General features: G+C 43.3%; 24 protein-coding genes and 1 pseudogene. 8 read left to right on the top strand and 17 right to left on the bottom strand.

The annotated features are described in order from the left end of the window. Positions 1 to 92 precede the first annotated feature (92 nt). The gene (locus FNC98_RS07785; protein WP_143580701.1) at positions 93 to 482 is read right to left on the bottom strand and encodes a DUF2750 domain-containing protein; all 390 of its coding nucleotides are present in this window, start codon (positions 480 to 482) and stop codon (positions 93 to 95) included. Positions 483 to 491: 9 nt separating this feature from the next. After that, on the bottom strand, positions 492 to 1,541 hold the full coding sequence (aroG, locus tag FNC98_RS07780; protein ID WP_143580700.1) for a 3-deoxy-7-phosphoheptulonate synthase AroG: 1,050 nt from the start codon (positions 1,539 to 1,541) through the stop codon (positions 492 to 494). 223 nt (positions 1,542 to 1,764) lie between these two features. Between aroG and FNC98_RS07775 the strand changes: the two genes are divergently transcribed. The 4 genes from FNC98_RS07775 (at position 1,765) to FNC98_RS07760 (ending at position 5,074) form a co-directional block, all read left to right on the top strand. Next, the gene (locus tag FNC98_RS07775; RefSeq protein ID WP_143580699.1) at positions 1,765 to 2,517 is read left to right on the top strand and encodes a sterol desaturase family protein; all 753 of its coding nucleotides are present in this window, start codon (positions 1,765 to 1,767) and stop codon (positions 2,515 to 2,517) included. Between the two features lie 97 nt (positions 2,518 to 2,614). Next, the gene (gene add, locus FNC98_RS07770) at positions 2,615 to 3,646 is read left to right on the top strand and encodes an adenosine deaminase (RefSeq protein ID WP_260680589.1); all 1,032 of its coding nucleotides are present in this window, start codon (positions 2,615 to 2,617) and stop codon (positions 3,644 to 3,646) included. A gap of 79 nt (positions 3,647 to 3,725) precedes the next feature. Then, positions 3,726 to 4,430 (top strand): purine-nucleoside phosphorylase, encoded by a 705-nt coding sequence (gene deoD / locus FNC98_RS07765; RefSeq protein WP_143580698.1) that lies wholly within the window; start codon positions 3,726 to 3,728, stop codon positions 4,428 to 4,430. After that, positions 4,430 to 5,074 carry a hypothetical protein gene (locus FNC98_RS07760; RefSeq protein ID WP_260680583.1) on the top strand — a complete coding sequence of 215 codons (645 nt, stop codon included), beginning with the start codon at positions 4,430 to 4,432 and terminating at the stop codon, positions 5,072 to 5,074. Before deoD ends, FNC98_RS07760 begins: the two co-directional genes overlap by 1 nt. Positions 5,075 to 5,139: 65 nt before the next feature. Here FNC98_RS07760 and FNC98_RS07755 read toward each other — a convergent pair whose 3' ends face one another. The 5 genes from FNC98_RS07755 to FNC98_RS07735 form a co-directional block, all read right to left on the bottom strand. Then, complete coding sequence (locus FNC98_RS07755) at positions 5,140 to 5,862, bottom strand: MbnP family protein (protein ID WP_143580697.1); 723 nt, start codon at positions 5,860 to 5,862, stop codon at positions 5,140 to 5,142. After that, on the bottom strand, positions 5,859 to 6,983 hold the full coding sequence (locus FNC98_RS07750) for a cytochrome-c peroxidase (RefSeq protein WP_143580696.1): 1,125 nt from the start codon (positions 6,981 to 6,983) through the stop codon (positions 5,859 to 5,861). Before FNC98_RS07750 ends, FNC98_RS07755 begins: the two co-directional genes overlap by 4 nt. A gap of 5 nt (positions 6,984 to 6,988) precedes the next feature. Next, positions 6,989 to 8,362, bottom strand: a complete 1,374-nt coding sequence (locus FNC98_RS07745) for a hypothetical protein (protein ID WP_185968092.1) — start codon at positions 8,360 to 8,362, stop codon at positions 6,989 to 6,991. Between the two features lie 451 nt (positions 8,363 to 8,813). Continuing rightward, positions 8,814 to 11,096 carry a TonB-dependent receptor gene (locus FNC98_RS07740; protein WP_143580695.1) on the bottom strand — a complete coding sequence of 761 codons (2,283 nt, stop codon included), beginning with the start codon at positions 11,094 to 11,096 and terminating at the stop codon, positions 8,814 to 8,816. A gap of 113 nt (positions 11,097 to 11,209) precedes the next feature. Next, positions 11,210 to 12,427 carry a phosphopentomutase gene (locus tag FNC98_RS07735; protein ID WP_143580694.1) on the bottom strand — a complete coding sequence of 406 codons (1,218 nt, stop codon included), beginning with the start codon at positions 12,425 to 12,427 and terminating at the stop codon, positions 11,210 to 11,212. A gap of 233 nt (positions 12,428 to 12,660) precedes the next feature. Here FNC98_RS07735 and udk point away from each other — a divergent pair, with 233 nt between their 5' ends. Genes udk through FNC98_RS07715 form a run of 4 tightly spaced genes read left to right on the top strand, consistent with a single transcriptional unit; the run spans position 12,661 to position 16,731 of the window. Beyond that, positions 12,661 to 13,299: a uridine kinase gene (udk, locus tag FNC98_RS07730; protein WP_144035503.1), complete on the top strand. Its 639-nt coding sequence runs from the start codon at positions 12,661 to 12,663 to the stop codon at positions 13,297 to 13,299. A 15-nt stretch (positions 13,300 to 13,314) separates the two neighbouring features. Continuing rightward, positions 13,315 to 14,562, top strand: coding sequence for a NupC/NupG family nucleoside CNT transporter (locus FNC98_RS07725; RefSeq protein ID WP_143580693.1), 1,248 nt, complete (start codon positions 13,315 to 13,317; stop codon positions 14,560 to 14,562). Between the two features lie 10 nt (positions 14,563 to 14,572). Continuing rightward, on the top strand, positions 14,573 to 15,337 hold the full coding sequence (deoC, locus tag FNC98_RS07720; protein WP_143580692.1) for a deoxyribose-phosphate aldolase: 765 nt from the start codon (positions 14,573 to 14,575) through the stop codon (positions 15,335 to 15,337). 47 nt (positions 15,338 to 15,384) lie between these two features. Then, on the top strand, positions 15,385 to 16,731 hold the full coding sequence (locus tag FNC98_RS07715; protein WP_143580691.1) for an alkaline phosphatase: 1,347 nt from the start codon (positions 15,385 to 15,387) through the stop codon (positions 16,729 to 16,731). Positions 16,732 to 17,087: 356 nt separating this feature from the next. Here FNC98_RS07715 and nhaA read toward each other — a convergent pair whose 3' ends face one another. From nhaA to FNC98_RS07665, 10 genes and pseudogenes are all read right to left on the bottom strand, one after another. Next, entirely contained in the window at positions 17,088 to 18,305 is a 1,218-nt protein-coding gene (nhaA, locus tag FNC98_RS07710; protein ID WP_143580690.1) for a Na+/H+ antiporter NhaA, read from the bottom strand. Between the two features lie 125 nt (positions 18,306 to 18,430). Further along, the gene (locus FNC98_RS07705; protein WP_221932930.1) at positions 18,431 to 18,973 is read right to left on the bottom strand and encodes a hypothetical protein; all 543 of its coding nucleotides are present in this window, start codon (positions 18,971 to 18,973) and stop codon (positions 18,431 to 18,433) included. 112 nt (positions 18,974 to 19,085) lie between these two features. After that, positions 19,086 to 19,571, bottom strand: coding sequence for a RidA family protein (locus FNC98_RS07700; protein WP_260680579.1), 486 nt, complete (start codon positions 19,569 to 19,571; stop codon positions 19,086 to 19,088). A gap of 55 nt (positions 19,572 to 19,626) precedes the next feature. Next, a complete protein-coding gene (locus tag FNC98_RS07695) occupies positions 19,627 to 20,247 on the bottom strand; it encodes a glutathione S-transferase family protein (RefSeq protein ID WP_143580689.1) in 621 nt (206 codons plus the stop codon). Between the two features lie 12 nt (positions 20,248 to 20,259). Continuing rightward, a complete protein-coding gene (locus FNC98_RS07690; protein ID WP_143580688.1) occupies positions 20,260 to 20,703 on the bottom strand; it encodes a DUF3291 domain-containing protein in 444 nt (147 codons plus the stop codon). A 357-nt stretch (positions 20,704 to 21,060) separates the two neighbouring features. Continuing rightward, on the bottom strand, positions 21,061 to 21,459 hold the full coding sequence (locus tag FNC98_RS07685) for a VanZ family protein (RefSeq protein WP_260680576.1): 399 nt from the start codon (positions 21,457 to 21,459) through the stop codon (positions 21,061 to 21,063). Between the two features lie 191 nt (positions 21,460 to 21,650). Then, positions 21,651 to 22,229 (bottom strand): hypothetical protein, encoded by a 579-nt coding sequence (locus FNC98_RS07680; protein WP_143580686.1) that lies wholly within the window; start codon positions 22,227 to 22,229, stop codon positions 21,651 to 21,653. Between the two features lie 181 nt (positions 22,230 to 22,410). Then, positions 22,411 to 22,893 carry a GNAT family N-acetyltransferase gene (locus FNC98_RS07675; RefSeq protein ID WP_221932951.1) on the bottom strand — a complete coding sequence of 161 codons (483 nt, stop codon included), beginning with the start codon at positions 22,891 to 22,893 and terminating at the stop codon, positions 22,411 to 22,413. A 315-nt stretch (positions 22,894 to 23,208) separates the two neighbouring features. Continuing rightward, positions 23,209 to 23,997: a hypothetical protein gene (locus tag FNC98_RS07670; RefSeq protein ID WP_143580684.1), complete on the bottom strand. Its 789-nt coding sequence runs from the start codon at positions 23,995 to 23,997 to the stop codon at positions 23,209 to 23,211. A 439-nt stretch (positions 23,998 to 24,436) separates the two neighbouring features. Beyond that, positions 24,437 to 24,661, bottom strand: a pseudogene (locus tag FNC98_RS07665) (delta-class carbonic anhydrase); the annotation flags it as partial. Between the last annotated feature and the right edge of the window lie 55 nt (positions 24,662 to 24,716).

The following is a 24,716-nucleotide window of genomic DNA, read 5'->3' as shown; positions in this document are numbered from 1 at the left end:
AAGCTTAATTAATCACAATCACTCCACAATTTCGAATATTTTTACGCGTTAAATTGCTAATACTTATGGGAAAAGTTAACAAAAACCGGAAGTTAATTTTTACGCGAGAGCTTTTCTTGCTTCTTTTTTATCGCCTGGGAAAACTCCCAGGGATGCAGGACCCGACCTTTGAGATCATCTGCCGGGAAGATAATCATTGCCAGATCATCTTCCTCCATACCGGGGATCCACTTTTCCATCAGCTCATCAAAAGACAATACTTTAGGCTTGCAATCGGACCATTCATCACTGGCCCAGAAACTGGCGGTTTCTTCACTTGGCCAAAATGGCACCAAATCTTCATCACCATCGGTTAGCATCACGCAACCGTGTTCATCGGTTAGGATCCAAGCCTGTTTGTCGCTCATCAAGCGATTCATAAACAAGTCAAAACGCTGATCAGAGGACAGTTTCAGCGACTGCAATTCGAGTTCTTTACTCATTAAGAAACCTTATAGCTTTGTACTTACCGCTTTTGCCAGTTTATCAATCAACACCTCGGTATCATCCCAGCCAATGCAGGCATCGGTGATGCTTTGTCCGAATGTCTCAGCCTTATTATTGACCAGATCCTGACGGCCTTCCACCAAATGGCTTTCAACCATGACACCAAAAATTGAGCGGTTGCCATCAACGATTTGCTGACAGACATCATCACAAACCAAAAGTTGGTTTTTAAACTGCTTGCGAGAATTAGCGTGAGAGAAATCAATCATAACTTTTTCTGGTAAATTTGCCGCCGCTAACTGTTTGCTAATTTCGTTAACAAACTCAGCTTCATAGTTCGGCTCTTTACCACCTCGGAGGATAATGTGGCAGTCTTCATTACCTTTGGTTTCAACAATAGCACTGTGGCCAAGCTTAGTAACCGATAAGAAATGATGCGGTGCGCTAGCAGCCCCAATTGCATCGATAGCAATCTTAATGGTGCCATCGGTACCGTTTTTAAAACCAACCGGGCAAGATAAACCGCTAGCCAATTCACGGTGCACTTGTGATTCCGTGGTGCGAGCTCCAATGGCGCCCCAACACATTAGATCCGCCATATATTGTGGCGTGATCATATCTAAGTATTCGCCTGCAGTAGGTAAACCAAGGGCGTTAAGATCGAGCAATAATTTACGTCCTAAACGCAAACCATCGTTAATACGGAAACTACCATCCAGATATGGGTCATTGATTAACCCTTTCCAGCCCACAGTGGTGCGCGGTTTTTCAAAGTAAACTCGCATCACAATTTCAAGTCTGTCGGCGTATTTCTCACGAAGTTTCACCAATCGCTTACCGTATTCAATTGCCGCTTCGGGATCATGAATAGAACAAGGGCCAATTACCACGAGTAAACGGTCGTCTTCGCCCGCGAGAATATTGTGAATTGCTTCACGACCATCAAACACCGTTTGCGATACCTTTTCAGTCGCACGATAACGCTCAAGTAGCGCAACCGGAGGCAACAGGTCTTTGATACCATTAATTCGTACATCGTCGGTTTGATGAAACATGAATACTTCCTTATGTGTCAGAGATCGGAGGTTATTGAACCACCAGCAGTATAATCAGAGTAATTACTCTGGAGCGAATCGCTAAATCTACCAATGTTCAGATATTATGCCAACAAAAAATTAGCAATTTATTTAAAACATTGGCACTTCATTAACAAATACCGTTAGACGATAACCGACTATACTTTGGCACAGTCTTCAACTTGTTGTAGCGGACGTGTAAATGCCAACCCCTATCGACGTTATCCTCGATCCTATTAGTCTCGTATTTATCTTTACGTTTTTCTTGTTGATGCTCATAGAAAGTATTTTTCCAAGAGAAAAAATGCCACATATCGCTTTCTGGCGCGCCAAAGGAATCTTCGCTTTTATCATCTATTTTTTCCTGGCTAGCTATATCCCTTTAGTGATAGATCCCTTCCTTGCCCAATACCAGTTAGTTTCCTTACAGCATCTTGGGGTCGGCTGGGGGCTGCTCGTCAGTTTTGTTGTCTTTGAATTTGGATTGTATTTTTGGCATCGGGCTATGCATGATTCCGATTTTTTATGGCGGGTGTTCCATCAGTTCCACCACAGTGCTGAACGTGTCGATATGGCTGGTGCTTACTATTTTAACCTCACTGATATGATAGGTTTTACCTTATTAGGCAGCGTTTGTTTGACCCTGATTGTCGGTGTATCGCCTGAAGTGATCACCATATTCCTTATCACTTCAAACTTCCTAGCCGTGTTTCAACACGCAAATTTGAAAACCCCTAGATGGCTGGGCTATATCATTCATCGTCCTGAAAATCATACCGTGCACCATAGTAGCACGATCCATTACAAAAACTTTTCCGACTTCCCGGTCATAGATGCTTTATTTGGCACCTTTGAAAATCCTCGGGAAACCAGTGGTAGCTATGGTTTTTATCCTGGCTCTTCAAAAAGAATGCTAGAAATGCTGCTGTTTAAGGATATCAACAAATCCAAATAGACTTATGGTGTTTTAATTAATCTTTATTGGCTAAATAACACACGAAAAATCAGGCCATTACAGTAAAAGCTTAGGAATTCATTGCAGGATTGTTATAATGTCTGGCAAACCTTTCAGGAATAACACGTCGATGCATAACCATATACCGCTTATTGACTTACATCGTCACCTTGACGGTAATATCCGTCCGAAAACTACCTGGGCGTTAGCACAACAGTACGGTATTGAATTACCGGTTAACCGCTTTGAAGAATTCATCCCACACGTAACCATCGAAGATAAAGCTAATGACTTACTCGATTTTTTGGTGAAGTTAGACTGGGGTGTAAAAGTTTTAAAAACTTTGGATGACTGTTATCGCATCGGTTACGAAAATGCTGAAGATTTGAAAATTGCGGGTATTGATTACGCCGAATTGCGATTCTCTCCTTATTACATGGCGATGAATCATAAATTACCCATCGCCGATGTTGTCGAAGCCGTCGTAGCTGGCGTACAGCAAGGTTGCAAAGATTTTAACGTTAAAGCAAACCTGATTGGTATTCTCAGTCGCACATTCGGTACCGAGGCATGCCAACAAGAATTAGACGGTTTGCTTGCCCATCAACAACATTTGGTCGCAGTTGATTTAGCCGGTGATGAGTTAAACCAGCCAGCGACAAAATTTATTGAACATTTCAATCAGGCTCGAGCCACTCATTTACAGGTTACGGTACATGCAGGGGAAGCCGATGGTCCGGAAAGTGTCTGGAACTCAATTAAGCACCTTGGTGCCCAGCGTATTGGTCATGGCGTGAAAAGCATTGAAGACCCAGCATTGATGGATTACCTTGCCAAGGAACAAATCGCCATTGAGTCTTGTCTGACATCCAATTACCAGACAGGTACAGTTGCTGATTTATCAAACCATCCTATCAAACAGTTTTATGATCACGGCTTGCTAGTAACCTTAAACACCGATGATCCAGCGGTTGAAGGCATCGAATTGAAACATGAATATCAGGTAGCTGCAGATATCCTTGGATTCAACAATACTCAATTAGCCAAAATCCAGGAAAATGCCCTAATCGCAGCGTTTTTAAGCGAGTCTGAAAAACAAACCCTGAAGCAGAACAAATTAACCAACTAGTTTACCTATGTATCGCTAACAGATTAATCTGACTACTATTAATCATCAGCGATTGAATTACATACAAGAGAAGCAAACTATGGCAACTCCACATATTGAAGCAAAACCCAATGATTTCGCCAACACGGTATTAATGCCAGGCGACCCACTTCGCGCCCAATTTATCGCTGAAAATTTCCTCGACGATGCCAAGTGCGTAACTGGCGTTCGTAACATGCTGGGTTACACCGGCACTTATAAAGGCAAGCCAATTTCAGTGATGGGTTCCGGAATGGGCATTCCATCCATTTCTATCTATGCAACCGAACTGTACAAAGATTATGGCGTTGAAAACATCATTCGTATCGGTAGCTGTGGTGCGGTTCGTGATGATGTAAAACTTCGTGATGTCATTATCGGTATGGGCGCATGTACCGACTCGAAAGTGAATCGCTCTCGTTTAAACCAGCATGATTTTGCCGCCATCGCCAATTATGAGCTGCTTAACAACGTTGTGAAAGCCGCCGACCGTTTAGGCAAGCCAGTTCACGTGGGTAACGTTTTTACCGCCGATTTGTTCTATACACCTGAACCTGAGTTGTTTGCAAAAATGGAAGCTATGGGTATTTTAGCGGTGGAAATGGAAGCCGCTGGTTTATATGGTGTCGCCGCAGAATACGGTAAAAAAGCGTTAGCGGTATTTACCGTCAGCGATCATATCAAAACCGGAGAGCAAACCACCTCTGAAGAAAGACAAACCACCTTTAAAGATATGATGGAAATTACCCTGGAAAGTATTCTGTAATGGCGATTTTAAAAACGGCTTTAATTGCTTCAGCAATCGCCACAACGTTCACGCTGTCGGGCAATGCGTTAGCGGCAAGTAAAAATACAAGTGGTGAGCATCAAGTATCTGAGGCACCACTAGTATCGATAAAAACCCATGATGCGTTTTTCGACGCTATCAAAAGCCATTGTGGTAAAGCTTATGCAGGCAAGATCACCGTTGATAATTCTGACGGTGGCGGGTTTGCCGGCAAAGAGCTGATCATGCACGTTCGTATATGTGATGATCGTCAGTTGCAGGTACCCTTCCACGTTGGTGATGATGCCTCGAGAACCTGGTTAATTACCAAAACCGGCTCTGGATTACAGCTTAAACACGACCATCGCCATCAGGATGGTAGCAGTGATAAATCAACCATGTATGGTGGTCATACCGTCGATGCGGGCTGGGCGGAGGTGCAATCGTTTCCCGCGGATCAGTATTCAAAGGAATTGTTCGTTGAACTTGGAATCCCGCAATCGAACGGTAATACCTGGCAGATGTTTATCTACCCGGAAACTTTTACCTATCGGTTAATTCGCCAGGGCCGGGAATTTCGGGTTGATTTTGATTTAACCAAACCGGTAACACCGCCTGCAGCGCCCTGGGGTTATAAAGATTAACCCAAACAATGCACGGTTCGTTTGTTAACTGGCAAATTCTATAGGGGAGCAGCGAGTTCCCCTTTTTAGTTTTGTTGAATTGAAATTAATTGCGGAAATGCCCGGGCAATGGTTCGCACATTTTCAGGATCAAACTTAACGGTAGATATATGGCTCATATCAACTGGATGTTTTTGATCAAATAGCTGATTTATATCCACTCGAAAATCGATAACATCGTCTGAGAATAATTCATTAACTTTTAAAGGAAATGACACTCGGGTATAACTCTCATCAAAACCAATATGATAAACCAGAGGTGTCTTGCTGCCGTTAGTATCCAAACTTCCCTCCAACAACAGAAACTTGTAACCGACCTGCCAATTCCACGCCATACGTCCATTCGGGTCCAAATCGCCGGCAAACATAATAGTGCCATTTGCCTCAGGATCCACGCCAATACCAATTTCAATCGTGTCATACTGCTTCAGAGCCAGGCCTTCAATCACTATATCAAAATAGCCCTGCTCATTATCAAAGCGCAACAAATGGTAACTCTCCCCTTCCTCGTATTGATTTTTTTCACCAAGCAATCTGATGTTACTCACAAATAGCTGTAAATCCCTGACCAGATATTGTCCCGAGCCTCCTGGGTTTGCATAGCGAGAATCATTAAACACCAGAGATTCGTCACCGTTGTATGCATGAAAGCGCAAAGTTATCGGTTTATTGGATGTGTACTGCCATAGGGTACAGGCTGTTGCTATCGCTACGATAATAAAAGCGGATATTGATAGAGATTTAGTCATTTTTCTGACTCCTGTCTGAAAGGATCGGAAAAGGCATCATTCGACAAAAATTCTTGGTCAGTCAGGGTGTGAAGGAAGGCAATAATTGCCCTCTTTTCTTTTTCCGTTAAGTGCAAGCTAACTGACTGTTGATCAGTTTTTTCGCGGTTATCGGCTTCGATAATTAACGGACTCAGCGTATTACTCAATTTAATTCCGGAATTATAATGCTCCAAAACCTCTTCAAGAGTATTAAACCGCCCATCATGCATATATGGCCCGGTTACCGCAATATTCCGCAATGTTGGAACCTTAAAAAGTCCTCGATGAGCTTCATTTCCGGTAACTTCATATAAACCATCTTTGAGATCGCTATCTTTGTCCAGACCATTATTGCTAAAGCCATCGTATCCCGTGGCAAAACCAGCTGTCAGAAATTGACTATGACAGTCAATGCAATTGCCCCCACGTAACGAAACTTTCGTATCGGGGTGAGCCATAAATAGTTTTCGTCCCAACTCTTCTTCATCAGTAAGATTTATTTCACCACGCAAGTACTTGTCATATTTGGAGTTCGCTGATATCAAGGAGCGCTGAAAACTAGCGAGAGCTTTGGCAATATTTTCAGCTGAGATATCACCGTAAGCATTAGCAAATAACTCTTGATAGGTTTCGTCGTGCTCAAGTTCTTCGATTAATTCATCTAAATCTTGATCCATTTCATCGACATGCTGTATCGGCATTAGCGCCTGTGACTCAAGAGAAGTAACTCGTCCATTCCAGAAAAAGTGCCTGGGTCCCCACATGAGATTAACTAAACTCATTGAATTAAATGGTAATGGATTACCAGACGCCCCTACAGCTCGACTCAATCCATCAGTAAAAGCCAGTTCCTGTTTATGACAAGTCGCACATGAGATCTGGTTATTGCCTGATAGGATTGGATCATAGAAAAGTCTTCGCCCGAGTTTGACCGACTCATACGTGAAAGGATTATCCTGAGGAATTTTAAAATGACCAAAAACAAACGGGGCGGTAAAATCCACCAGGGTTGTTTTTGGCTTGACCGGCTTAGTGCCCCACACAACAGCGATAGAAATAGTGATAACAATAACTATCGCTGAACCAATGACTTTAATCATAAGATTTAATGGTGGTGGACAAATCCAGAGCCGAACAAACTTTCAATGTTATCAATACCTTTTTGATATTTGTCTTTGAAGTTAACGGTTGCCAGTTTTTCACCAGTTTTTAAATCGTGAACGGTAACTGAATGAGCGTTAATTTTGGCAATAAAGTCTACATCCGTTGGGTCGTTGTCCTCAGCGTTCCCTAAATTCAATAAGTTATTTTGAATTGCCACTAAATCTCGACCTGAAGCAGATTTAAAGAAAATCATGTGATGAGCACCGGCTTCTGCCTGAATATCAGCTCCGGAGGAAACGAGATCTGGTAATTGCTGTAGATCGTAACGTTTTACAACTCCTGGTACTGCATGACTAATAAACAACTCTGTCTCGTTACCATAAAACTCCAGAGGAACACCGGTACCATTTTCGGCACCATCATATAATTTTTCGGGAGTTCCGAAACTTCTATCCGATTCATTGTAAGGAATCTTCCAGGTTTCAAAGCCAAACATAGTATTTACCAAAACTGCTGGCTCTACTCCCTCCACGATGCTGGGTCGAACGAACAACACTTCAACTGGCGAAGAAGGAAAACCAACCGGTTTTGAATCTTCAGTTATGATGTTTTCAATAGGTTCCAGGGTATTCAGATCAATAATGGTTACCGAGTTGCCAACACCATCTTTCAAGTTTGGATGAGAAGTGGATGTTACAACCATACGATCGCCATAAGCTGAGATACCATGTGGATACATGATAAAAGGTTCACCTTCTGCCACTTGCGACTTTCTGGCTTCAATAACTTTGATAACTTCGTTGGTCTGAGGGTCAAAAACGCCAACAGAACCTGCATCTTTTTGATCAACCCCGGTTCCGCCCATAAAGGTGACGAACATAAAGTTCTTGCCGTTCACACTATGCCACATGATATCTTCTCCCACTTGCTGACCTTGAGTATCCAGGCAAGTGACATCCTTTATCTGAGGTTCAGACTGCGCATTCCTGACCAGGCCAATTTCAGCTAAACTGCATTCTGTTCCTAGTCCAGTTGCATAAAGACGGCCATTCGGACTGTAATACAAATGGTGCAACGGTGCGTCATATTTCGGCAAGGGATATTCATATAAAATATTGCCAAAGTTTTCTGATTCAGGATCTAACTCAACAATCGCGATACTGTCTGTTGTATCTAAAGTTGGCAGGCCTGATAGCAAAACCACTGCCTGGCTTTCTTCAATATTCTGATCGCTATCTGCGGGGGCTGGAGCTGCTGGCTTTGCTTGCGAGGCTTCATCACTTTCGCCGGTCGTCCGTGGTTCTTTGTTATTTTCACTGCATCCAGATATAGCGACTAAAGTGATCAAGGCAATAATATGCATCAATTTAATCATAACGAGTTCCTTAACTTTGTCGTGCGTAATTAGGTAACCCAAAAACCTCTGGCTTTGAGGTTACAATTATAGTGCTTTTAGTTAATGTTAATTAATAAAGGAAGTACTGAGATTCAGCGAAATGAAGGCGATTAGAACAGAAGAGTCGCGTAACGAATTTTCTCCCTCGAGTATGAATACCTGTCTACATATCTTCTTGCAAGATGAGATTTTCGTCTAAAATCACAAGTCGGCGATTAAACAGGTATCCAGCTCAGATGCTATTATAACTGCAAATTCTAATATGTGTTATAAATGCACAAAATATCAATAGGTTGTAGTCATCGATGAACAGCGACATGCTGTCCAAGTCTGTATTGAGGAGGGGATAACTCTAGACAGTCCTCTTAAAATACGCATACAAAAAAGCCAACCGCTAGGTTGGCTTTTTTAATGCTAATAAAATTAGTTGTTAGAAAAAGCTAACTTTGAACTCAGCACCAACGAAGCGCTCTTCGTTTACAATTGCCGTGTTGTTAGTGAAGTCAACCGCACCAATGGCTTGTTGCTCGTCGGTTAAGTTTCTTACGAATAAAGAAACGTCATACTCTTGAGCATCAGTTTCCCACGCATAACCGGTACGAACACCGCCTTCTAGCAATGACTTACCATTAAACTCTTCTGATTCATATAAGAAGAAGCTGATGTCATCGCGATATGACCAATCGGTGTAGGCGTATAGCTCACCGCTACCAACTTCAATGGCGTAACGCGCTGTGAACGTGTAAATCCACTCTGGAGCATGAGGAAGGCTGTTGCCATCAACAATCGCCTGACCATTAGCATTTAGCGGATCGGTTACTGTACACAAAGCACACACTGGAACTGACAATGAATCGTCATTTAATTCCGTGTTGTTGTAACTTACGCTTGCAGTGATTGCAAAGTTGTCGGTAAGCATGAATTCAGAATCAACTTCAAAACCGTAACCAACCGTTTCATCAGCGTTAAGTAGACGCGCAGTGTTGCTATCGCCACCAACAGACGTTAATTGCTGGTCATCCATGGTGTAGTAGAAAACAGACGCATTTAAACGACCGCTACCGTCAAGGATGTTAGATTTCACACCAGCTTCGTAAGACAGGATTGACTCAGTTTCAGCAACGGAAATGCCGTCATCAAAAGCAAATAATGAACGACCCTGGATACTTGGGGCGCGGAACGTATCAGCAACTCGTGCATATAGGTTCACATCACCGGTTAGCTTGTGGCTAACACTGATATCCCAGCTTACGTAATCATCAGAAGTATCCACAGAACCAGAGGCTTCATTCGGAGCACCTAAGAACGCAAGAGGAGACATAGTACGTTGGTTTGAATATTCTTTTTCATCGTCAGAATAACGGATACCAAACGTTGCAGACGTTGCATCGGTGAAATCGTAATCAAAAGAACCGAATACCGCCCAGGCAGTAGTTTCCTGTTCCTGAATTACATAACCGGTTTGCGCGCCACCACTAAATAGTGGATCAAATGCGAAACTTTCGATGGTTAGATCTTCGTTGAAGTAGAACAAACCAACCTGGTAGTTGAACTTGCCGTCTAAGTTACTGGCTAGACGTAATTCCTGAGTGATTTGCTCGTGATCTGGAATGCCGTCAGCAGTTTCAGAGTCAAGGGTAATTACACCCGGACCCATAGGTTGTGCGTAAACCGCACCGTAACCACCATCTACGTCAGCACGAGAAAATAGTTCTGCGCTCTCGTAACCGGATACAGATGTTAGGGTGAAGTCACCTAATTCAAACTCAAGTTTTAAGCTACCGCCTTCGGTTTCAACCTGTTGCGTAGCACGAGAAGCAGAATCGTGGAATACGGTATCACGACCTTCCCAACCTGGACCGCCTAAATTGCTAGAACCTGGTTCGAAAGCATTGGCGTAAAAAGTAACTGGCTTACCATCTAAATCACGCATGTGGTAGTTGAATAACGCCGTCCAGTCATCACCTTCATACAAGAACTGAATACGAGCTGCTTGATCGGTGTAACCACCTAGTACATCGTTTTCTTCAAAGCCTGGTGCTTTGTTGTCGATGTAATCATCACGGTCTTGACGTAATACCGAGATACGGGCAGACAAACGATCCGTTAAACCGCCACCAATGGCTGCTCTGAAATCACTTGTAGATTTGCTACCGTAGGAAAGAGAAACGAAACCGTCGAAATCCTGAGATGGTTTTACGGAATCGAATTTCACCAAACCGGCTGGTGTGTTACGGCCGAATAACGTACCTTGCGGTCCGCCCAGAACTTCAACACGCTCAACATCAAATACTGGGAAACCTTTAAGAATTGGGTTTTCTTGCACAACGTCATCAACAACAAGGGAAACTGGTTGAGATGCATTTAGATCGAAATCGCTGTTACCTAAACCACGCATGTAAAAACGCGGGAATGTACGTCCGAACGAGGACTCTACACTTAAGCTAGGTACACGAGCATTTAAAAAGCGAATATCCATAGCAGCAGAAGAGATAGCTTCTAACTGTTCGCCTTGTACCGCGGTTACCGATACCGGTACTTCCTGAACGTTCTCGGTTCTTTTACGAGCCGTTACTTCAATAACTTCCAGCTTAGAAGAATCAAGTTGTTGACCCTCCTCCTCTGCAAGTACTGGGTTTGCTGCCAACGCGGCAACAGATAAAATCGCGCCATTAATACTCATAGCCAGAGTATTTGGTTTGAAGGTTTTCATGTTTGTCTCCCTGTGACGTATATGTAACCCGCTTTTTGTTGTTTATGTCGGGTGATTGACGACTTTACAATCCGTTACAAATGATAACCGATATTCGTAAAAACGTTAACTTTTTAAGACGTTATCAGGGATTTAAACGAAGTTCCATACTTGGGAGACTGTAAAGCAAAAATGTCAGCGACAGTGGCGCCCAAATCTGCAAAGGTTTTTCTTTCACCTAAATCAATACGTTGCATGTTCGGCGCCCATGCCAGAATCGGCACATACTCTCGGGTGTGGTCACTTCCATGCCAGGTGGGATCACAGCCGTGATCAGCAATCAAAAACAGGAAATCGTCATCATTTAAACGTGAAAAAATTTCAGGTAAACGACTGTCAAAATATTCGAGTGCCTGACCGTAGCCTATCGGGTCACGACGATGACCGTAGTCCTGATCAAAATTAACTAAATTGGTGAACACCAAGGTATTGTCTATAGCGCTTTCAAATTCCACCAAAGACGTGTCGACTAACTGATCAAGACCGGTTGCTTTGATTTTTCTGGAAATGCCTTGATGGGCAAAGATATCGGCGATTTTACCAACACTAACCACCGTCCCACCGGCATCATGCAGTTGATCCAATACCGTCGGGCTTGGCGGTAATATCGAATAGTCACGACGATTACCGGTGCGCTGGAAATTACTGGCATCATCACCGATAAATGGACGCGCGATTACCCGGCCGATGTTCAGATCCAAGTCATTTAATAATTCCCGTACCTGCTCACAATAACGATAAAGATTATCTAACCCAAAGGTTTTCTCATGGGCCGCTACCTGCAGCACACTATCGGCTGAGGTATAAAGGATAGGGATCCCGGTTTGCATATGTTGTTCGCCAAGCTCGGCAATAATGGTGGTACCTGAGGCATGACAATTGCCTAAACCGCCTTCAATTCCCGTACGAATAGAAATCTGCTCTAGTAACTCCTTAGAGAAGGAATCGGTTTTATCGCTGAAGTAGCCCCAATCAAATAACACCGGAACCCCCATCATTTCCCAATGACCACTGGGAGTATCCTTTCCCGATGAGACCTCTGCTGCATAACCAAATGCCCCTGAGGTTGCCGCTTGCGATTGTACCGCCAAATCTTCAGCACCCGCTGCCTTAGCGGCTTCAAATAAACCCATACCGCCAAGATTTGGTAAGGCTAATGAACGCCCTTCTTGTTGCAAAAACTCTTTTGCCAGGTTGGCAAATGTATTGGCACCTATGTCTCCAAACGATTCGGCATCTGGCGCAGCGCCAATACCAAAGCCATCAATAACCATAATCAGTGCACGGGCCATAATAATTTCCAGATAAACAACACAATATAGTGAGTATAGTAATGTTAATGGTTGATCATTGTAAGCCTTGGCGCTGGTAAACGATTAGGAAATATACAAACAGCCAGGCAAAGGCGAAAAAATGTTAATTAATCCTTGTCTAACCCTATAATTTATTAACATTTTGCTAGTTTTTAGGGCAAAATAAGCGATACTATTTGCATCAATTTTCAGATTGCTGTCGTATTTTGTCTATTAATCATCTCACAATCATTGCTATTGTCGGAGCCTCTGCATCCGGAAAATCTCTGTTTGCGAAAACTATCTACAACGAGTTGATTGGTGAGCTGGGCGCCGACAGTATGACCATCATCAATGAAGATTCCTATTATCGATGCCAAGATCACCTTCCCTTCGAAGAGCGCATTAAAACCAATTACGACCACCCTGCCGCATTTGAACATGACCTGTTAAGAGAGCACCTAACGCAATTAAGCCAGGGCAATGAAATTCAGGTTCCGGTATACGACTATAAAGAACATACCCGCAACAAAGATGAAACCATTCAAATCAAACCGGCAAAAGTTGTACTTGTTGAAGGGATCATGTTGTTTACCTGCGCTGAATTGCGGCAACGATTCGACATCAATATATATATGGATACGCCGCTAGACATTTGTCTGTTAAGACGTATCAAACGAGATTTACAGGAACGGGGACGGGATTTTTCTTCCGTTCACGATCAATATCACTTAACGGTTCGCCCCATGTATTTTCAATACATTGAACCATCCAGAAACCACGCAGATATCGTCATTACCCGAGGTGGTAGAAACCGCCGGGCGCTTGAGTTAATCAAGGCGAAAATACGTGAACTGGTAAAGGAAAACTAAGAGAAAAGATAAACCATGGACTTTACAACCTTAAGAGCATTAGCAGGCATCCTGATATTACTGGCAATCGCCTATCTGGTCTGCCAGGACAAAAAACACATAAAATGGCGTACCGTGTTGGGTGCTCTGTTTATCCAGATAACTTTAGGTGCCCTGGTACTTTATGTGCCTTGGGGTAAAGATGCCCTGATATCCATTTCCAATACCGTCGATCATGTTATTGGCTATGGTAAAGACGGCATTAACTTTATGTTCGGTGGCCTGGGCACTGACGCCATGTTAGAAAACGGCGTCGGCTTTGTCTTCGCGGTTAGAGTATTACCCATTATTGTCTTCTTCTCGTCGTTAATATCGGTTCTTTATTACCTTGGGATCATGGATAAAGTGGTAAAACTTGTCGGTGGCGCCCTGCAGAAGTTTCTGAAAACGTCTCGTCCAGAGTCCCTTTCCGCCACGGCTAATATTTTTGTCGGCCAAACCGAAGCACCATTGGTCATTAAACCATTTCTACCCACCATGACCCGCTCGGAATTATTTGCGGTTATGGTTGGTGGCCTGGCTTCCGTAGCCGGGGCAACATTAGCGGGCTACGCAGGATTAGGTGTAGAGCTGAAATACCTGATTGCCGCAAGCTTTATGGCGGCGCCGGGTGGATTGTTGATGGCTAAATTAATATTGCCAGAAACCGAAGAGCCGAAAAATGATTTAGACGATCTAACCCACAAAGATCAGCATGATGACAGTGTAAATGTGATTGATGCCGCCGCCAATGGTGCCGCTAAAGGTTTGCAACTAGCGCTTAATGTTGGCGCTATGCTTATCGCATTCGTTGCCCTGATTGCCTTGTTAAATGGTTTACTTGGCTGGGTTGGTAGTTTCTTTGGTTACGATCAACTGTCACTACAACTGATCCTTGGTTATTTGTTCCAGCCAGTCGCGTATATCCTTGGTGTGCCTTGGTCGGAAGCCAATATCGCCGGTAGTTTCCTTGGCCAGAAAATCATCGTTAATGAATTTGTCGCTTATGTGGATTTTATTGCCAACAAAGATAGCTTGTCTGAAGGTACTCAAGCCATCATTACTTTCGCCTTGTGTGGATTTGCCAACCTGTCTTCCATCGCCATCTTACTCGGTGGTATCGGTTCTCTTGCGCCTAATCGACGTCCGGACATCGCCAAGCTTGGTCTAAAAGCGGTACTGGCAGCGAGTTTAGCAAACCTGATGAGCGCAGCCATTGCCGGTGTGTTTATTTCCCTTAACTAAGGACAATTCAATGTTTGAAGATCGTCAATATGCGGCAAAGCTAGCCATTTCATTAATGGATTTGACCAGTCTCAATGATGATGATAACAACTCGGAAATCGAAATGCTTTGCCAACAGGCAACGACATTTGCTGGTAACACCGCTGCGGTTTGTATTTACCCAGAGTTTATTAGTCTGGCAAAGCAACTGCTTGCCAAAGATAACATCGCTGTAGCGACCGTGGTTAACTTCCCTTCAGGTAATGGCCAGATTGATATGGTCGTCAGCCAGACTAATCAGGCTATCGAATACGGCGCCGATGAAATTGATTTGGTATTACCCTACATTGCTTTGACGCAGGGCAATATGGATACACCTAAGGCGATGGTTGAACAGGTAAAAGCCGCCTGTGGTGACGAGGTGTTACTAAAAGTCATTATTGAATCCGGGGTATTAAAAGAAACCGATTTAATTCGCAAAGCCAGTGAAGTCGCCATTAATGGCGGCGCAGATTTTATTAAAACCTCAACGGGTAAAGTAGACATCAACGCGACATTACCAGCAGCGACAACCATGTTGGAGGTGATCTCAGTGTTAAACCCTAAAATAGGGTTTAAAGCCGCCGGTGGGGTTCGCACCTTAGATGATGCCATCAGCTACATGGAACTTGCGGCGAATATGCTGGGCAGTGGCTATCTTAGCAAAGAAACGTTTCGATTCGGCGCTAGCGGCCTGCTGGTAAATCTCCTATCAGAACTCGGATTCAGCGCCCAGGCCAACGAAACCGATTATTAATAGCGGTAACTAATACCAATAACAGAAAATATACATCAGGGAATCTTATGAAAGCTTTTAAACTTGCCGCCCTATCAACTCTGGTACTCAGCGGCATTCTAACAACGTCAGTGCATGCTGCTCAAACAAACAGCGGCGAAAACGATGCCCGGGAACTGCCAAAAAACGTGGTCATGGTTATTGCCGATGGTATGGGCCCGGTGTACCCGGTGTTGTACCGAAACTTTAAAGATGATCCTGAAACCAATATCGTTGAAACCACAGTATTTGACCGCTTACTCGTCGGCAGCTCTGCTACCTACCCTCACAAATCATCCGGCTATGTAACCGATTCAGCCGCCAGCGCCACAGCTTTAGCCACTGGCGTGAAAACCTATAATGGCGCAATAGGTGTTGATATCAATAAAGAGCCATTATTAACGGTTCTGGAGTACGCCAAAATTAAAGGGATGCGCACAGGTTTAGTGTCTACATCACATATCGTCCATGCCACTCCAGCCTCTTACATTGCCAAAAATGAAAGTCGTCGCAACTATGATGAAATAGCCGATGACTTTTACGATAACCGCGCCGAAGGTAAGCTGGTTGCCGATGTCATTATTGGTGGTGGCGTTAAATACTTTAAACGCTCTGACAGAGATTTAGTGAAGCAGTTTCAGGGAGCCGGTTATCAATACATCGATAGTTTCAACGGTTTAAAAACGTTAAAGCCGGGAAGCCAGACCAATGTCATAGGCTTGCTTGCAGACGTTGCCCTGCCGCCGCTATTGGATTCTGAAATAGAAACGCCATTGATGAAAATGAGTAAGTCAGCGATTAAACAGCTTGAAAACGATGATAAGGGTTTCCTGCTGGTCATAGAAGCCAGTCAGGTTGACTGGGCCGGTCACAGTAACGATATCGCATATGCCATGGGTGAGATGGATGATTTAGCCGCAGCCATGACGTTTTTAGAAGCTTACTCGCGGGAAAGCAAAGACACATTGGTGGTATTAACGGCGGATCATAATACTGGTGGTGTCAGCATCGGCAGCAAAGGCGAATATAAATGGGATGGTAGTTGGTTGGAAAATATGAAAAACAGCCCGCAAACTATTGCCACACGCATTCATGAAGAAGATTTGCAGCAGGACGGTATTGAAGAGCTGTTGGGCTTTGAATTAAGTCGCAGTGAGTATTCCCAGTTAAGCAAAGCGTCCGATGCAAAAGAAAGCTACGTTGCATTAAAACAACTACTAGATGCAAAAACATTTACCGGATGGACGACCGGTGGCCACACTGGTGTTGATGTTCCGGTTTATGCAACGGGTCCAGGTGCTAAGAAGTTTATCGGTTATCAGGATAACACCGATATTGGTAAAGAAATTTTTCACTTGTTAAATCGACAAGACTAATACCAATCACACTAAGTTTGTGCACAACTCAGAGTTTGGGCAGGGGTTCAGTTACAACATAGATTTTATTGATATAGTGATTCTATATTAATGAAATATAGGGCAGTAAATGGGCCTCTGATAAACTCCCTACGGGTGAGTTTTAAAGGCGTTTATCCTGCGTTACTGATTTTGACAATGGAATAACCATTCTCTGCAATCAAAGCCTTGTCTAAAAGCCTTTAAATTCTCACTGAGTGAGCAATAATTTAATGTGATTGGTATAAAACAATTCTTAAACATCATAAAAACAAAGGGGCCTTCAATGGGCCCCTTTTTGTGATATTAGCTTTTAGGATTTAGCTCTCGGGCTTTCACTATTGTGATTGCGGCTCTGGTTTTAAAGCCATTCGTAACAACACGAAGCCGACAATACCCGACATCAAAGAACCGGCGATAATACCGATTCGCTCGTCAAACAGTTTATCCATACCGCCCATTTCGAAGGTCAACGAACCGATAAACAAACTCATGGTAAAACCAATACCACACAAAGCGGCGGTACCGTATAACGCGGTATAATTCATCCCGGCAGGTAAACGCGTCCAACCGGCTTTGATCGCCAGATAACACAAGCCAAAGATACCAACCTGCTTGCCGATAAAAAGACCCAGCGCGATACCTACCGGTACGCTATGGAATATTTGCTCTGTTCCAACCCCGGTAAGGTTGATACCTGCATTAGCAAAGGCAAACACCGGTAGCACAAAGAATGCAACAACCGAATGTAAGTCATGCTCCAGACTTTTCAACGGTGAAAAATTCTTGCGAGTTAAAGATTTCATTGGAATAAATAACGCCACCAGTACGCCAGATAACGTAGCGTGCACACCAGATTTTAATAACGCTACCCACATGATGATCCCAACCATCATATATAAGCTTCGCGCTTCGACTTTATTACGGTTAAGCAAATAAAGAATTGGAATACAGCAAGCAACAACTACCAGGCTGACGAAGGATATATCGTCGGTATAGAAGGCAGCAATGATGATAATGGCACCGATATCGTCGAAAATAGCCAGTGAGGTTAAAAACACTTTTACACTGCTTGGCACCCTTGAACCCAACAGGCTAAGTACCCCGAGTGCAAATGCAATATCTGTCGCGGCAGGAATCGCCCAGCCCTGACGTAACATAGGGTCGTCATAGTTGAAATAGACATAGACTAACGCCGGAACCAGCATACCACCGATTGCACCAACGCCAGGAAGAATAATGTTGCGGCGATCGCTTAGTTCGCCCTCGATAAGTTCGCGCTTGAGTTCCAAGCCAACTAAAAAGAAGAATACTGCCATTAGACCATCGTTGATCCAAAGCAGTAGAGGTTTAGCAACTTCCAATGGTCCGACGATAACCGCCACTGGTGTGCTCAAAAGAAGATCGTAATAAACTCTTAGTTCGGTATTGGCAAAAATCATTGCTAATACGGCAGCGAACATCAGGATAATGCCGCCTGCAGATTCGAGCTTAAAAAAGCTCAGTATAAAATTTTCCTGGTCCTGATTATTGGTTTCTGTCGGTGATGTATTCATACCTGACTTGTTAACTCCTTTACTTACTTCTGTTAGTGCAAATTAAATTATTTAGTTTGACATTTGCGAGCTGGAAAGTTCGCCGTTAAGCCCATCAGACTAGCAATTCTGCTTCCGGTTTGCCTTTACCATTTCATCATTGGTGCAGGATTGAGTGGGTGTTTCACAAACCATTTGCCTGCACGTTTGGCAAGCCCCTTGTGAAAATCTTCATTGGGAAAGGTTTCTCTCAATTGTTCAAAATAGGCTTTATCAATACCAAATCGAAATAATCCGAATGAAAAATCCACCAGATCGCCTCTTCGAAATACTTCGACTAATGGCAAAGATTTGTCCGTATATTCCCTGACTTTGTGATGCTCGCTGATCATCAGGCGAATCTCTTCTTGCCAGTCAGACAAATCATTTTCCTCTAGATATTTCATCGCTGGCGGTATCGATGGGGAGATGTAATCTACCGTATCTTCAATCCAGATGCCAATATCATGAAAGGCTGCGGCGATATAGACCTTGCGCTTTTCATCGTCGCTCATATCCTGAAGCGCCAGGCAACAATGTACCATTCGATAAACGTGATTACGATAGCCGGTGTAATCTTCGCCGATCAACTCTTGGTATTCGCTTAAAATAGATTCAATCTGCTCAATATTTGTATCGATATTCATCATTTACTTCTCTAGCGCAAAACGTAATAAACGGATAATTTGATCACATATGATAGTGTATGGAATCGAACCTTGCATCGCGCAGCCCTTTGTAAAACGGGAGGATAGCAAGAGATTATTTAATTGCCGCAATGCACTCTACTTCAACTCGCGCATTCAATGCTAAACCACTGGCTGCAAAAGCACTTCGTGCTGGATAAGGCGGGGTGAAAAACTCTCGATAGACTTCGTTGAATGCTGGCCATTCTTTGATGTCAGCTAACATTACCGTGCATTTAACAAGGTCATTCATGGTTAGGTTTTGCGAGGCCATTAGGTTTTTAATGTTGGTCATGGTTTGCCGGGTTTCAGCACTTATGCCACCTTCAACTACCTTCATCTGCCTGGGAATATTGCCAATTTGTCCCGATAGAAACAGTATATTGTCGACCCGCACGGCTTCTGAAAAAGGCAAGTTCAGACTGTTATCTCGATTGATATGCTCAACCTTTGCACCATTACTGTCTGCCATCTTGGCTTCAGGCGATTTCTCAGCCTGAGCGGAAATCGAAAACAGACTCAATGCAGCAAACAGCAAAGTAGAAATTCTAAAATGATTCATTTGATAGTTCCTGTATTGCAGAATTCAAAGAGTGAAAAACCTTTTATATTATGAATTACGATGGCTTGTTTGCCTTAGGCCCCATAGGTCGATAATTTTCCTGTGCCTCAATGCGGGTGATCCACGCCTGAATCGCCGGATACTTATCTAATTCAAAGCCTCCTTGATGAGCAACATGGGTATAAGCGTAGAGAGAAATATCTGCCAGACTCAGCTGTTCACCGACAAGAAATGGTGTTTTTTGTAGTTGTTGTTCCATGTGCGCAAGGGCCTTATGACCGCCCTCTTGTTTTTGCAGGTACTCAGCCAACTTTTCTTCAGGCAGTCCTAAATAGAAGTTAATAAAGCGGGCAACGGCAATATACGGTTCGTGGGAATATTGTTCGAAAAACTGCCACTGTAAAACCTGACTTTTCGTTTCTACATCCTTACCTGCAATCTCATGACCATCAGCCAGAAAATGCAATATGGCATTGGATTCACTCAGCACAAAGCCATCATCAGTTTGCAGCAAAGGAATTTTCCCTAAAGGGTTTAAGGCAAGAAAATCCGGCTTTTGGGTATCCCCATCTAAGATATTCAATTCCACCCAGTTGATATCGATATCCAACAATGACGCGAGCAACTGAATTTTATAGCAATTTCCAGAAACGCTATCTCCGTATACTGTTAGCATAATATTCCTTATTTAAGATTCTGAGTGATTGAGGGCGTAGGCAAAATTGAATGCCTGGGGTGTGTTACCTTGTTGACGATAAAGCTGCAATTTATTAACAGCTTCTTCCAAAGAAGGCGGTTGACCATCCTCATGAAACCATAACACCAGGCTTGCCTGTTCCAGTGACTCAAACCATTGACCACGATTTTTCACAAAGTTTCGATGCTCAGTGCCGTAGGCGAACTTTTTTAAATCTGAGGCTGATTGCCACAGGGAAAGGTTTGCAATAACAAGGGGGTCTTTGAGGACAGACAGTGTTTGACTGTTATTTTCGTCATCAATAAAGCGCCAGATAAAGCCTGCGCTGTCTTCAGCAAGCTGATTAATGCGGTCGAGATGATCGGTAAAACCACTCATACGCGGGTCGGTTAAAGGCCTTTTTGCCTTAGCGATATTTAATTGCGCGATAGTCATGATACCAATCACATTAAATTATTGCTCACTCAGTGAGAATTTAAAGGCTTTTAGACAAGGCTTTGATTGCAGAGAATGGTCACTCCATTGTCAAAATCAGTAACGCAGGATAAACGCCTTTAAAACTCACCCGTAGGGAGTTTACCAGAGGCCCATTTACGGCCCTATATTTCATTAATATAGAATGACTATATCAATAAAATCTATGTTGTAAATAAACCTCTGCCCTAACTCTGAGTTGTGCACAAACTTAGTGTGATTGGTATTAGCAAACAGAAAGGTTGCTGAAGAAACCTTAATTATCTTCATATCTGCTTGTAAATCAAGATGTTTAAGCCCTGCTGCAGAGCGGTAAGGTTAGGCCTCGTCAGCAATCAGTGCGGGTTGACGACGAGTTCGTACGGCAATGATATGAGAAATCGCAGTGAAAATGATGATGCCTATTGCATCAGCAATAACATCCTGAATATCCATACTACGAGTAGGTAGAAAGCCCTGGCTAAATTCTTCAGCGAGTACAAAAACACTTACCAACAAGGTACCCAGATACGTATTAACGCGGCCCAGTGACACGGTTTTGAATTTAAGTGAAGCGTTGGTGATTAGGGTGAGAAACCCAAAAATGAATAAATGTCCGAGCTTATCGCCGTATGGCGTTTGCGCAACCCATTGGAACACGACGTTGTTGTTCCCGATATTGGCGAGATATATGACCCAAAGTACGAAAGCAAAGAATGCGAGAGCTAAAACAGACACAAACTTATACAAAAGACGCTACCTCTACACCTACATCAACAAAAGAAAATCCATCCATTGACCAACTTCCCTAGGATGGATGCAGCCAACATCAAACTCGAATAAGTGTAACTTAAGGTCATTGCCTCGTCAGCTTTTGTTGCAATAATTTTACAAAATTAAAAAGTAGCGTCTCTTTAAATGGCTAAAGTCTAATTAGCAACTTCCATTAAGGTCAGTTTACTGCCATTACGAACAATAAACTTTGCTTTGGAATCATCCAGATACTTCACTTTCTTCTCCGAAAACAACTGATTGCCCTTGCGCTCATATTTGTGTAACACAAGCGCTTTTCGCTCATCGTCAAACGTTTCGTTCTGAAATTCAAAACGCCAATGGTTTTCATCGGTGATTTGCACTTTGACGATTTGATAATCAAAACAGTCGCCCTGATTATCACGAAAATAAGCTTCGGCCAAACTGCCTTCCTGCTCATTAAGCGTCAGTAATTGGGTGGCAAAAACAAGATTTTCAGGATCGGTAAAGGTTAATTGACGAATAAGCGTCTCCTCATCAGCACTAAGGCTTGCTTCAACCTTCATCGGGATCGCATAACGTTGACCACTTTGGTAATCGAGATAATAAAGCTCTCCACGCCAGGTCCCGGTGGTCTGGTGTAAAACCGATGCTAGCGAACCGGTAGAAGCGGCACTATTGGAAAGACCCGGTGTCATGGCACCGACTGAAAAAGTACAAATTGAAAAAATGATAAGCAGTAGTTTTTTACTCAAACACCGCATGATAGCCTCCTTTTAATCTGGGCTAATGGTGTTCGGTATGAAAAAACAATGAAGAAAGACCAAACACGTTTTCGCCCGTAATTTCCTTGTATGGACTACAAACAGCTTGATTCTCATAACGGATAAACGATACCCGCTGCAGTTGCTATTAGATCACTGCCCAGCACAGGTATTATTGTGCCAGATCCAGCAACGCCTGCCCGGTTAGCCGGTAACCAACCCACTCACTCTGTGGTTCAGCCCCTATGCTTTGGTAAAAATCGATAGCAGGTTTATTCCAATCCAGCACACTCCATTCAAAGCGACCACAGTTATTGTCTAGCGCGATTCTGGCCAACTGCCGTAACAACGCCTTCCCTGCTCCATGGCCCCGATAAACCGGAGTGATGTATAGATCTTCTAAATACAATCCTTGTTTGGCTAACCAGGTTGAGTAATTGAAAAAATAAACCGCAAAGCCAACTGGCTCGTTGTTATACTCACAAATCAAAGCCCGAGTTACAGAGCCGGGGCCAAACAAAGAAGCTTTTATCGTTTCTTCACAGGCCTTTACCTCATGCTCGGCTTTTTCGTAGCGAGCCAACTCAGTAATGTATCTTAAGATCAATCCACTATCTTCAATGCCAGCGTTGCGAATGGTGATAGACGACACAATATCTCCCAACGGACTCAAAACGCGCTTGATAAACGACTTGAAACTAATGGATAACAGTCATTATAGACGACTGGAAAAATAGTAAAGTTAATCAGACAGAAATTCACAGACTCGAAATCGAATAGTGAGGTTAACTGAGAATGATTGAACTAATATGCCTAAGCTAATCGGCTTGATTCTCAGGCCACAAAGCCACAATAGAAAGCTTTGCATCGTAACTTTTAGTCCTTCCACCGTTTAAAAAGTAATTTATCGGTACTTAAGAAATGTGCCAACAGCCGTGTGCCGCCCCGTGAGCGATATCAGCAGCAATGACTATTCGCCCTTTTTCAGTAAGTCGACCATCACACTCTGATTCACCTTAATCAACCCCCTTTTAGGTCGGTCTAAATCGATAATGATAAATACGATTAAAGCTATTAATGTTGACACGAGTACGATAGGGACCAGCATTCGGGTGCCACTTAATCCGGCCGAATACCCCATAATACCGCCGGAAGAAATAAACACGACAAACAATAACAAGACCACGACTTCAGGTACCTGCATCTGCAACAGGGCATTTCGTTTTCCCTGACTGTCGATTAACTCATTCAAAGAGCTAATAAATGCGCCAGTAGTAACAGGTCTTGGATCTTCAGCGGTGGCTTTCACGCCTAACAGCCAAAGTTTTTTTTGTAATTGCCCGATTTCTCGATTGTAAGACAAACGCTCATTTTTTTTCGTTAAGTCTAACTTGCCTATTTCTACTCTTAGTTTGACGTAATCATTGAGTAAAGTTTTTGCGTCTTGCCGATACGTTGATGGTAATAGCTGCACCCGCAAAATCGCCGTACCGATGGCGTTTGCCTCATCAATTAGCGCCATGCTACGACTATCAAATCGCTGCATCGACATGCTAAAAGTAAATCCGAGTAGTAAGGCCAACAGACCAAGGATACTGGCTTGTATCGAACCGGTTAACGATTTCACTTCGCTGTCGGTACGCGATTGCACAAATCGTCCAATCCTGAAACCCACTTCATTCAGAGCGATAATGACGAGGAACAGCACCAACACGATCGCAATGCTGCTGTACCCATACAGAAGTACTTGTTGACTCATTGGAGTTAATAATATGATTTATACCAATCACACTAAGTTTGTGCACTACTCAGAGTTTGAGCAGAGGTTCATTTGCAACATAGATTTTATTGATATAGTCATTCTATATTAATGAAATATAGGGCAGTAAATGGGCCTCTCACAAACTCCCTACGGGTGAGTTTTAAAGGCGTTTATCCTGCGTTACTGATTTTGATAATGGAGCGACCATTGTCTGCAATCAAAGCCTTGTCTAAAAGCCTTTAAATTCTCACTGAGTGAGCAATAATTTAATGTAATTGGTATTATATAAGGTTATCTTAACTATAATACGAGTGAGACAAATCGGCGATGAAACGTTTGCAGTTAATCTAGATTGGCTATGTCGATTTTGAAATATTCGTTGTCAGAGCTACCTGCTCTTGAGTGATTTACGCCAACGTCCGCATTCACTGGCGCATTAATCGTCGATAGGGGAAAGTAGCTCTGGATTAACCACCAAATTGCGTACCCCGTGAGCATGGTCTTCCAAAAACACCTTATCCTCGCACCAAGTTGCAACGGATGAAATATCCAGTTTGCTAACTTTTGGACGAACACTCCACGACACCAGCATAGGTGAGCCTTTCTCTTTATAATCGGATCCGGTTGTTGAACCCTCATAGGTTATGGTAGAGCTGGCATCATCGAGCATTCACATAAGTGATTTAACACCCTGTTCAAGGTATCAGGGTCAATTC

The organism is Thalassotalea sp. PS06 (assembly GCF_007197775.1).
In the GTDB taxonomy this organism is placed as follows: domain Bacteria; phylum Pseudomonadota; class Gammaproteobacteria; order Enterobacterales; family Alteromonadaceae; genus Thalassotalea_A.
Note: the sequence above shows the minus strand (reverse complement) of the source record. Positions and strands in the feature narration are given on the sequence as shown.